The sequence below is a fragment of the Negativicutes bacterium genome, from assembly GCA_018052945.1.
Taxonomy (GTDB): Bacteria; Bacillota; Negativicutes; order JAGPMH01; family JAGPMH01; genus JAGPMH01.
This window is the reverse complement of sequence record JAGPMH010000046.1, coordinates 1-10,940: the sequence shown is the minus strand read 5'-3', so window position 1 is coordinate 10,940 and position 10,940 is coordinate 1. Positions and strand designations below refer to the sequence as shown.

Sequence of the window (10,940 nt, the reverse complement as noted above, 5' to 3'; positions counted from 1 at the left end):
AGGAACAGGTGTTGGGACGTGGGAGTGGAATATCGAGACAGGAGAAACTAAATTTAATGAGGCGTGGGCTTATATGGCTGGTTATACCTTGGAGGAGTTAGCACCAATTAACATTGACACTTGGATTAAGTTAACTCATCCTGAGGATTTAGCTAAAGCAGAATTAAATTTAAAAAAGCATTTTACGGGTGAACTTGATTTTTATAAATGTGAACTTAGGCTTAAACACAAAAATAGAGAGTGGGTTTGGGTTTTAGATAGTGGTAGTGTTATTGAATGGGATAAAGATGATAAACCGCTAAAAATGTTTAGATCGCATGTTGATATTAATGCTATAAAAATTGCTGAAGAAAAGGTAAAGGAACTTTCGGTTAGAGATCCATTGACCAATATTTATAACAGTCGTTATGTTTTTGAAAGGCTTGAGGAATTGAGCGAAATCTACAAAAGAGCGGGATTGATTTTTTCGGTAGCAATTTTAGATATTGATAAATTTAAATTTGTTAATGACAATTTTGGCCATCAAGCGGGGGATTTTGTTATTAAGGAGTTTTCTAAAATTGTTAGTGACAATATGCGCACTACTGATATTTTCGGTCGAATTGGCGGTGAAGAGTTTATCGTGGTGGCAATTGACTCTTGTAAAAATACCACGGCGCAGCTTGTTGAGAGAATTTTAGAGCAAGTTCGCTCGAAATTGTTTGAGTTTAATGAATATGGGATTAATTGTACTTTTAGTGGTGGTGTTGCTGATGTTACTGAATTTTTGAAAGATGAATTTTTAATTGAAAAAATTATCGAACGGGCTGACAATAGGATGTATGGGGCGAAAAATACAGGGCGTAATAAAATATTGATTGATGATGTTATTTATTAATAAATTATCGTGATATAACTTCATAGTCCTTGACAATGCTGGATTTACTATGATAATATTAAATAAATTTAATACACCTTTAAATACAGTCCAGAGAGGCTGGTAAGGAAAGTTGTTTTATTGGTTAGGGCTTTCTCTATTTATTTGAGAAAGCCTTTTATATAAGTATTATAAAAGTTTATAAAGTCCTTTAATCTGATCCGGAGAGGTCGGCAAGGAGAAGTTTTGAGTTATTAAACCTATCTAACTCCTTGCGATGGCAGGGAGTTTATTTTATAGGAGGGGTTTTTAATGAGTAAGCAAATAGCTTCGCTTCGCGGTAAAAGCATTCTGGGTTTAGAAAATATGTCACCAGCTGAAATTGAGTTAGTTTTAAACACAGCTAAAGAAATGAAAAATATTATCAATCGTGATATTAAAAAAGTTCCAACATTACGAGGAAAATCAATTATAAATTTATTTTTTGAACCGAGTACTCGTACTCGCACCTCTTTTGAACTTGCCGGAAAATATTTAGGAGCCGATGTTGTTAATATAACAACGAGTTCTAGTAGTGTAGTAAAAGGCGAAAGTTTAAGAGATACCTTAATGACAGTCGAAGCGATGGGGGTTGATGTCGTTGTAATGCGACATTCAGCAGAAGGCGCTGCTCAATATGCCAGTGAGGTTGTAAGTCCAATTATCATAAATGCCGGTGATGGAGCACATGAACATCCATCACAAGGACTACTTGATATGTTTACGATTAATCAATATAAAAACACTTTAGAAGGACTTAAGGTGGCAATTGTTGGCGACATTCTTCATAGTCGTGTTGCACGATCTGATATTTGGGGGCTGCGCAAAATGGGAGCAGAAGTTCATCTTGCCGGACCACAATCTCTAATTCCGCGCTTTATTGAAAGTCAAGATGGTATTTTTGTGCACGACAATGTTGAAGATGCACTAGAAAATGCTGATGTTGTAAATGTTTTAAGAATTCAATTAGAGCGTCAAAAGAAAGGTTTATTCCCTTCACCACGAGAATATGCCCGTATTTTTGGAATAAATAAAGATAGATTAAAATTAGCGAAAAAAGATGTGTTAATTTTACATCCAGGGCCGATGAACAGAGGACTGGAAATTTCACCGGAGGTAGCTTATTGCGAAAAATCAGCTATTCAAGAGCAAGTGCAAAATGGCTTAGCTGTTAGAATGGCCTTACTAGCTTTAGTGCTTATGGGAGGTAAGAACATTGAAATTACTGCTTAAATCAGGAAGAGTTGTTAATCCGGCTACTAACTTTAATGATATGGTTGACATCTTAATTGAAGATGAAAAAATAGTAAAAATCGGGGCTGACCTACAATCTGACGATGCTGAAATTTTTGATGCCACTGGCTTAATTATTGCTCCGGGTTTGATTGATATGCATGTTCACTTACGTGAACCTGGGCAAGAAGCTAAAGAGGATATTGGTTCAGGGACAAGAGCGGCAGCGGCTGGAGGGATTACAACTGTTGCTTGTATGCCTAATACTAGTCCAGTCATTGATAACTCTGTATTAGTACAGGGGATTGCCCAAAGAGCACAACAAGATGGTGTAGTAAAAGTCAAAGTTGTGGGGGCGCTAAGTAAAGGGCAGGAAGGTAAAGAACTAGCTGAAATTGGTGATATGCTAGAAGCTGGAGCAGTGGCAATAACTGATGACGGACATTATGTTGATAGTGCAAAACTATTAATGAATGGTCTTGATTATATTGCTCGCTATGATTTACCGATAATTTCTCATGCTGAAGATAATACTTTGACCGAAGATGGGGTTATGCATGAAGGTGCTGTTTCAGCAATGCTTGGGATGAAAGGTCGCCCGGCTGTAGCAGAAGATATTGCAGTTTCAAGAGATATCTTGTTAGCTGAATATACTAATGCTAGAATTCATATTGCTCATATCAGTAGCAAAGGGGCTGTGGAGTTAGTCCGCCAAGCTAAAAAGCGCGGAGTGAAAGTTACGGCGGAAGTTACGCCACATCATTTAACGTTAACTGATGAAGAGATTAAAAACTTTAATGTAGCGGCCAAAGTGTGCCCACCACTACGTTCTCAAGACCATGTACAGGCAATGATTGAAGGCTTAAAAGATGGCACAATTGATGCAATCGTAACCGATCATTCACCACATGCCTTTGAGGAAAAAGATAGAGAATTTAAATTTGCGCCAAATGGTTTTACCGGAATGGAGACATCATTAGGGGTTATTTTAACTAATCTTTACCATACTGGAATTATGACGATAGATGAAATAATTGAAAAAATGTCGGTAGCACCGGCAAAAATATTAAAATTGGATGCCGGTAATATTGAAATTGGCAAAATTGCCGACTTAACGGTTATCGACCCGGAAAAAACTTGGAAAGTAGATAGTAATAAGTTTTATTCGCGTGGTAAATTTACGCCTTATGATGGTGTGGAATTAAAAGGCAAAGCTGTTGCAACAATTGTTAATGGCAAAATAGTAATGGAAAATGGTATTATAGTATAGTAGCAAAATAAATGGAGGTGTTATAGTGAAAGGTAAATTAATCTTAGAAGACGGTAGTGTCTTTAATGGTGAATTATTACACGAAGCTTGTGCAACCGGTGAGGTTGTTTTTAATACAGGGATGACAGGATATCAAGAAATCCTCACAGATCCCTCATATTGTGGCCAAATTGTAACATTAACGTACCCTTTAATCGGTAATTATGGTGTGGCGGAACTTTTTAATCAATCACGTCAACCGTTTGTTAAAGGCTTTGTTATTGGGGAGTTATGCACAGCGCCAAGTAATTGGCAAAAGACAGGTGATTTGAGTACATACCTTATTGAAAATAAGATTCCATGTATTTATGGTGTTGATACTAGAGCAATTACCAGAAAGATTCGTTCAGTTGGGACAATGAAAGGTATTATTGTTAAAGCTGATGTTACTGAAGATGAAATTAAAGAATTAATGGCTGAACCAATGGCGAGTGATGTTGTAAAGCAAGTAACGACGCCAGAAACTTATAAAATGGAAAATGATGGCCCGCATGTAGTGGTTATGGACTTTGGAATAAAAAGTAATATTTTAAAAGGGCTATATGAAATTGGTTGTAGCCTGACGGTTGTACCGGCCCATACAACAGCAGAAGAAGTTATGGCCCTTAAGCCGGATGGTATTTTCTTATCAAATGGTCCTGGAGATCCTAAAGAAGTCTTAGATGTTGTAGAAACGGTGAAAAAATTAATTGGCAAAAAACCGATGTTTGGTATCTGTTTAGGTCATCAATTATTAGCTTTGGCGATGGGCGCTGATACATATAAGCTTAAATTTGGTCATAGAGGATCAAATCAACCGGTTAAAAATTTAATTACTGGTCGAGTTCATATTTCTTCTCAAAATCATGGTTATGCTGTTGATGAGAAATCATTAGAAGGAAAACCGGTTATTGTTTCACATCGTGCTGTAAACGATGGCACAGTGGAAGGGATTAGACATAAAGAGTTACCGATATTCTCAGTTCAATATCATCCGGAAGCATCACCAGGACCGGATGACAACACATATTTGTTCGATGAATTTTGGGCGTTATTAAATAAGGGGGAATAGACTGTGCCAAAAAAAGAATACCTGCGTAAAGTACTTGTTATCGGATCAGGTCCGATTATTATAGGTCAAGCTGCTGAGTTTGACTATGCCGGCACTCAAGCTTGCCGTGCGTTAAAAGAAGAAGGGTTAGAGGTCGTTTTAGTTAACAGTAATCCTGCTACTATCATGACTGATGCTAATATTGCGGATAGAGTTTATATCGAACCATTAACTCCGGAATTTTTGGAAGAAGTTATCAGTAAAGAAAAACCGGATGGTTTGCTAGCAACGCTTGGTGGTCAAGCTGGTTTAAACTTAGCATTTAAACTTGCAGAACGCGGAATTTTAGAAAAGTATAATGTCGAGCTTTTAGGAACTTCATTAGAAGCGATTAAAAAAGCAGAAGATAGAGAATTATTCAAAAAAACTATGCTGGAAATTGGTGAACCGATTCCGGAAAGTGATATTGTTGAAGATGTTGAAAGTGCCAGACGCTTTGCTAATGAAATAGGCTATCCGATTATTGTTCGCCCAGCTTACACTTTAGGTGGTACCGGTGGTGGTATTGCTGACAATGAAGAAGATTTAATTGCGATTGTAACTAGAGGCTTGAAATACAGTATGATTGGTCAAGTTCTTATTGAGCGAAGTGTTGCTGGCTGGAAAGAAATCGAGTATGAAGTAATGCGTGATGCTAATGACAACTGTATTACTGTTTGTAATATGGAAAACTTTGATCCAGTTGGTATTCATACTGGTGATAGTATCGTAGTAGCACCTTCACAAACTCTTAGTGATCATGAATATCAAATGATGAGAAGTGCTTCACTGAAAATTATTAGAGCTTTAGGAATTGAAGGCGGTTGTAATGCTCAATATGCCTTAGATCCACATAGTAAAAAATATTATGTAATTGAAGTAAATCCTCGTGTTAGCCGTTCGAGTGCGTTAGCCTCAAAAGCTACAGGTTATCCGATTGCTAAAGTTGCTAGTAAAATTGCAATTGGTTATCACTTAGACGAAATCGAAAATGCGGTAACACAAAAAACAATGGCTTGTTTTGAACCGGCGCTAGATTACATTGTTGTAAAATTTCCAAGATGGCCATTTGATAAATTTATCTCGGCAGATAGAATTTTAGGGACACAAATGAAGGCCACTGGTGAAGTTATGTCTATTGACCGTAATTTTGAAGGGGCGTTATTAAAAGCCGTTAGATCTTTAGAAATCGGATTGCACCGTTTGCATATTGAAGGTATGGAAGATTTAACTGATGCAGAAATTCAAGAGAGATTGTCACTGGCTAATGATGAAAGATTATTTGTGGTTGCAGAAGCGTTAAGACGTAATATTTCTGCAAATGAAATTCATGATATTACTGGTATTGATAATTGGTTCTTAGATAAAATAAATAATATCGTATCACTAGAAAATAAATTAAAAACTGAAAAATTAGATGATGCTTTAATGCTTGATGTTAAAAAACATGGGTTTGCCGATAAAAGCATCGCAGAGCTTACCAATACTAACATTGATGAAATCAGAGTATTGCGTAAAGGTATGAAGATAACTCCATCCTATAAAATTGTTGATACGTGTGCGGCTGAGTTTGAAGCTGCTACGCCTTATTATTATTCAACTTATGCTCAAGAAGATGAGGTTGAAGTATCAAATAAACGTAAAGTTATGGTTTTAGGCTCCGGGCCAATTAGAATTGGACAAGGGGTAGAGTTTGATTATTGCTCTGTTCACTCCGTATGGGCGTTGAGACAAATGGGCATAGAGTCTATTATCGTTAATAATAATCCGGAAACAGTTAGTACAGATTTTGATACTGCTGACAGATTGTACTTTGAGCCATTGACGCCGGAAGATGTTTTAAATATTATTGATAAAGAAAAACCGGAAGGGGTAATTGTGCAGTTTGGAGGACAAACAGCCATTAATCTTGCAAATAGTTTAGAAAAAGCCGGTATTAAAGTTTTTGGAACTTCTGTTGATGATATTGATAGAGCGGAAGATAGAGAACGGTTTGATGAATTATTAGAAGAAATTTCAATTCCTCGTCCGCAAGGAACAAGTGTAACTAATGTTGAAGATGCAGTAACTGCTGCTAATAAAATTGGTTATCCGGTAGTAGTTAGACCATCATATGTACTTGGTGGTAGAGCAATGGAAATAGTATATTCAGAAACAGAATTAATTGACTATATGGGACGGGCGGTAAAAGTTACTCCGGAGCATCCGGTATTGGTTGACCGCTATATGCAAGGGACGGAAGTAGAAGTTGATGCTATTTCTGATGGTACTGAAGTTTTAATTCCGGGGATCATGGAACATATTGAAAGAGCCGGTGTTCACTCCGGTGATAGTATTGCGGTGTATCCACCACAAACTCTTTCAGCAAAAGTTATCTATACGATAATTGATTATACAAAGCGTTTAGCAGTGGGTTTAAATGTAAAAGGCTTATTAAACATTCAATATGTAGTGTTTGAAGATAAGGTTTTTGTTATCGAGGTAAATCCTCGATCCAGTAGAACAATACCATTCTTAAGCAAAGTAACTGATGTTCAAATGGTAAATGTAGCAACGAGAATTGCTATGGGTGAAACTTTAGAATCACTAGGTTACAAACCTGGCTTAATGCCGGCTAAACCTCATATTGCCGTAAAAGCTCCGGTATTCTCTTTTGCTAAAATGCAACAAGTTGATATTTCGTTAGGACCTGAAATGAAATCAACTGGTGAAGTAATGGGGATCGATTATCATTATGCCAGAGCGTTATATAAAGCGATTACTGCAGCGGGAATGAATATTCCGACTAAAGGTACGGTCTTATTTACTGTTGCCGATAAAGATAAAGAAGAAGTACAACAATTAGCGAAGGCTTTTTCTGATTTAGGTTATGATTTAGTGGCAACTGCTGGCACCGCCAAAACCATTGAGAGTCTTGGGTTGGAAGTTGGAATTGTTAGCAAAGTACATGAACATAAAGCTGATATTATCCAAATGATTAAAACTGGCAAGATAAATATGGTAATAAATACGTTAACTCAAGGGAAAGATTATGAGCGTGATGGTTTTAAAATTCGTCGTGCTACGGTAGAACATGCAATCCCTTGTTTAACTTCAATGGATACTGCTTGGGAAGTCTTGCGCGTTCTAAGTTTTATGCGTGAACGTAGATTAATCTATGTATTAGCATTACAAGATTATATTGGTGGAGGGGATACTCTTGCCTAAACTAGCAATTGATACAAAAATAGTAGAGCATAATCATATCTCTGATAATGTAAAAGAATTGGTTTTGTTTGCTCCCGAAATTGTGGAGCAAGCAAAGCCGGGTCAGTTTATTCACTTAAAAATAACAGATGGCAATGAGCCGCTTTTACGTCGCCCTATTAGTATTGCTAGTGTTGATCTTAATAATGGTCTATTAACCTTAATTTATCGTATAGCCGGCAACGGTACTAAGAAATTAGCTACATTGAAGCAAGGTGATGTAGTCAACTGTTTAGGACCGTTAGGCAATGGCTTTGCTTTAGATTTTCAAAAACCACTACTTGTTGGTGGAGGAATTGGAATGGCGCCGCTGATCTTTTTAGCTCAGCGGCTGTTGCCATGTAATATTGATATCTTAATGGGTGGTAGAACTAAGACTGAAATGTGTTGGCATGAATTATTTCAAGACATTGTTGAAGAAATTCATATAACAACAGATGATGGTTCACTAGGAACAAAAGGGTTTACTGTTGATCTTTTGCCTGATTTATTAAAAACAGGTAAATATGATGGTATTTATGTTTGTGGACCGCATATTATGATGGAAAAAGTTAGCGCTATTGCAAAAGAATATAATATACCATGTCAAGTTTCGCTAGAAAAACATATGGCATGTGGTATTGGTGCCTGTCTATCTTGCACTTGTCAGAGTAAGGATGGGAGCCGTAAAAAAGTATGTAGTGATGGCCCGGTATTCTATGCAGAGGAGGTTTTTTAATGTTAAGTACTGAAATTGCCGGTATAAAAATGAAAAACCCTGTAATGACTGCATCAGGGACCTTTGGATTTGGGCTGGAATTTAATGACTTTTTAGATTTAAATCAAGTTGGTGCGGTAGTCGTAAAAGGAACAACGCTACAGCCACGCAGTGGCAATGGTGGAGTGAGAATTGCTGAAACGCCAAGTGGGATGCTAAATTCAATTGGTTTAGAAAATCCGGGTTGTGATGCTTTTATTAATAAAATTCTACCTAAACTAAAAAAATATGATGTGCCTGTTATTGTTAATATGTCAGGTAGTACAGTTGAAGAATATGGCGTACTTGCCAATAAATTAACGGTGGATGGAGTAAGCGGTCTAGAACTTAATATTTCTTGTCCTAATGTTAAAGATGGTGGTATTGCCTTTGGAACTAATAAAGAGAGTGCAACAGCGGTAGTACGTGAAGTGAAGAAAAATACAAATTTACCGGTGATTGCTAAGCTATCGCCTAATGTTACCGATATTGTTGATATGGCTAAAGCTATTGAAGCAGCTGGAGCCGATGCTATTTCTCTAATAAATACTTTGTTGGGGATGGCAATTGATTTAAAAACCCGAAAACCGATTTTGGGTAATATTGTTGGTGGCTTATCGGGACCTGCTGTAAAACCAATTGCACTAAGAATGGTATGGCAGGTTGCTAATGCTGTAAAAGTGCCAATTATTGGCATGGGTGGCATTATGAATACTGAGGATGCTTTAGAATTTATGTTGGCAGGTGCTAGTGCTATAGCGGTTGGAACGGCTAATTTTATTAATCCAAGCGTTGCGGTGACTGTAGCTCAGGGGATGGAACATTATTTAAAACAAGAAAAATTAACTCATATTAGCCAAGTAATAGGACAACTTAAAATTGATTGAGGAGAATAACTATGGCAGATAAAAGATTGATAGTTGCACTGGATTATTCTAATCTGAATCAAGTTAAAGATTTAGTAGAAGAACTAGGGGACAGTGTAAATTTTTATAAAGTTGGAATGGAATTATTTTATAGTGTAGGAAAAGAAGTTTTAGATTATTTGAGTGAGAATGGAAAAGATGTCTTTTTAGACTTAAAATTACATGACATTCCGAATACCACGGCTCAAGGGTTAGTAGCATTGACGAAATTGGGTGCTAAAATTCTTAATGTCCATGCTAGTGGAAGTTTTAGTATGATGCAAACTGCAGCTCAAGCCGTTAAACTGGCGGCTGAAAACTTAGGTATTGAAAAGCCGAAGTTAATTGCTGTTACAGTATTGACGAGTATTGATGAAGTTAATTGGGCGGCGTTAAATTCAAAAAATGAAATAAAAGAACAAGTGGTGGCGTTAGCAAAATTAGCGCAAGAGGCTGGTATGGATGGTGTGGTTGCATCACCGCAAGAAGCAAAAATGATTAAAGCAGTTTGTGGAGAAGATTTTTTGATTGTAACTCCGGGCGTTAGACCTTATAATGCTGAGGTTAATGATCAAAGTCGTATTGCTACACCCAAAATGGCTTTATTGGATGGAGCAACTCATTTGGTAGTTGGTCGACCGATAACTAAAGCTAATAATCCTAAAGAAGCGGCTGAAGCTATCTTAGCTGAAATGGAGGAAGTATAATGACTCAAGATGAAGTTAAAGAACTATTTATTAAAACTGGTGCAATAATGGAAGGACACTTTTTATTAACATCAGGTTTACATAGCCCATTATATGTTGAGAAATTTCAAGTTTTGCAACATCCTAAATATACAGAACAATTATGTATTGCACTGGCTGAGAAATTCCTTGAAGATAATATTGAAGTTGTAGTTGGACCAATTACTGGAGGAATTTTATTAGCACATGAAGTTGGCAAAAGATTAGGGACAAGAGCTATTTTTACAGAACGTGAAAATGGCAAAATGACCTTGCGCCGTGGTTTTGTGATTAAACCGGGTGAAAGAGTACTAATCGTTGAAGACATTGTAACAACCGGTGGATCAATTAAGGAAGTTTTAGATGTAGTGGTTGAGCAAGGCGGAATTCCGGTTGGTATTGGGATGTTAGTTGATCGTAGTGGCGGAAAAGCTAGCTTTGGTGAAGTTCCTTATAAAGCTTTGTTAAACTTAGATGTAACTACCTATGACCCTAGCAATTGTCCGCTATGTAAAGAAAATATTAATATGACTAAACGTGGTAGTCGTAAGTTATAAAAACTAGTGTTTCCTGTAAGAAGGGAACACTTTTGTTTTTAAAAGATAAAAGTATTAATGATATAGAATTTAAAAGGAATTAAAACAATTTTAACCAGAAAAAATCTTGTCATAAATACATAAATATGCTAAAATAACTACTATCGTAAGAAATGCGGAAATAGCTCAGTGGTAGAGCATCGCCTTGCCAAGGCGAGGGTCGCGAGTTCGAATCTCGTTTTCCGCTCCATAGGGGTATAGCTCAATTGGTAGAGTAGCGGTCTCC

The 10,940-nt window shown here is 36.9% G+C and carries 9 protein-coding genes and 1 tRNA gene; all 10 read left to right on the top strand.

All coding sequences use genetic code 11. From position 1 onward, the window contains the following. A partial coding sequence (locus tag KBI38_06970; protein ID MBP8629798.1) for a sensor domain-containing diguanylate cyclase occupies window positions 1-877 on the top strand: 877 nt, incomplete at its 5' end. A 291-nt stretch (window positions 878-1,168) separates the two neighbouring features. Then, on the top strand, window positions 1,169-2,128 hold the full coding sequence (locus tag KBI38_06965; GenBank protein MBP8629797.1) for an aspartate carbamoyltransferase catalytic subunit: 960 nt from the start codon (window positions 1,169-1,171) through the stop codon (window positions 2,126-2,128). Then, window positions 2,112-3,398, top strand: a complete 1,287-nt coding sequence (locus KBI38_06960; protein ID MBP8629796.1) for a dihydroorotase — start codon at window positions 2,112-2,114, stop codon at window positions 3,396-3,398. Before KBI38_06965 ends, KBI38_06960 begins: the two co-directional genes overlap by 17 nt. Window positions 3,399-3,423: 25 nt before the next feature. Beyond that, complete coding sequence (gene carA / locus KBI38_06955) at window positions 3,424-4,488, top strand: glutamine-hydrolyzing carbamoyl-phosphate synthase small subunit (GenBank protein MBP8629795.1); 1,065 nt, start codon at window positions 3,424-3,426, stop codon at window positions 4,486-4,488. A gap of 3 nt (window positions 4,489-4,491) precedes the next feature. Then, window positions 4,492-7,713 carry a carbamoyl-phosphate synthase large subunit gene (gene carB, locus KBI38_06950; protein ID MBP8629794.1) on the top strand — a complete coding sequence of 1,074 codons (3,222 nt, stop codon included), beginning with the start codon at window positions 4,492-4,494 and terminating at the stop codon, window positions 7,711-7,713. After that, window positions 7,706-8,470, top strand: coding sequence for a dihydroorotate dehydrogenase electron transfer subunit (locus KBI38_06945; protein MBP8629793.1), 765 nt, complete (start codon window positions 7,706-7,708; stop codon window positions 8,468-8,470). The genes carB and KBI38_06945 overlap by 8 nt, the downstream gene beginning before the upstream one ends. Then, a complete protein-coding gene (locus KBI38_06940; protein MBP8629792.1) occupies window positions 8,470-9,375 on the top strand; it encodes a dihydroorotate dehydrogenase in 906 nt (301 codons plus the stop codon). Before KBI38_06945 ends, KBI38_06940 begins: the two co-directional genes overlap by 1 nt. An 11-nt stretch (window positions 9,376-9,386) precedes the next feature. Then, on the top strand, window positions 9,387-10,100 hold the full coding sequence (gene pyrF / locus KBI38_06935) for an orotidine-5'-phosphate decarboxylase (protein ID MBP8629791.1): 714 nt from the start codon (window positions 9,387-9,389) through the stop codon (window positions 10,098-10,100). After that, on the top strand, window positions 10,100-10,675 hold the full coding sequence (gene pyrE, locus KBI38_06930) for an orotate phosphoribosyltransferase (protein ID MBP8629790.1): 576 nt from the start codon (window positions 10,100-10,102) through the stop codon (window positions 10,673-10,675). Before pyrF ends, pyrE begins: the two co-directional genes overlap by 1 nt. 154 nt (window positions 10,676-10,829) lie before the next feature. Beyond that, window positions 10,830-10,904: transfer RNA gene (locus KBI38_06925), tRNA-Gly, on the top strand. Window positions 10,905-10,940 lie beyond the last annotated feature (36 nt).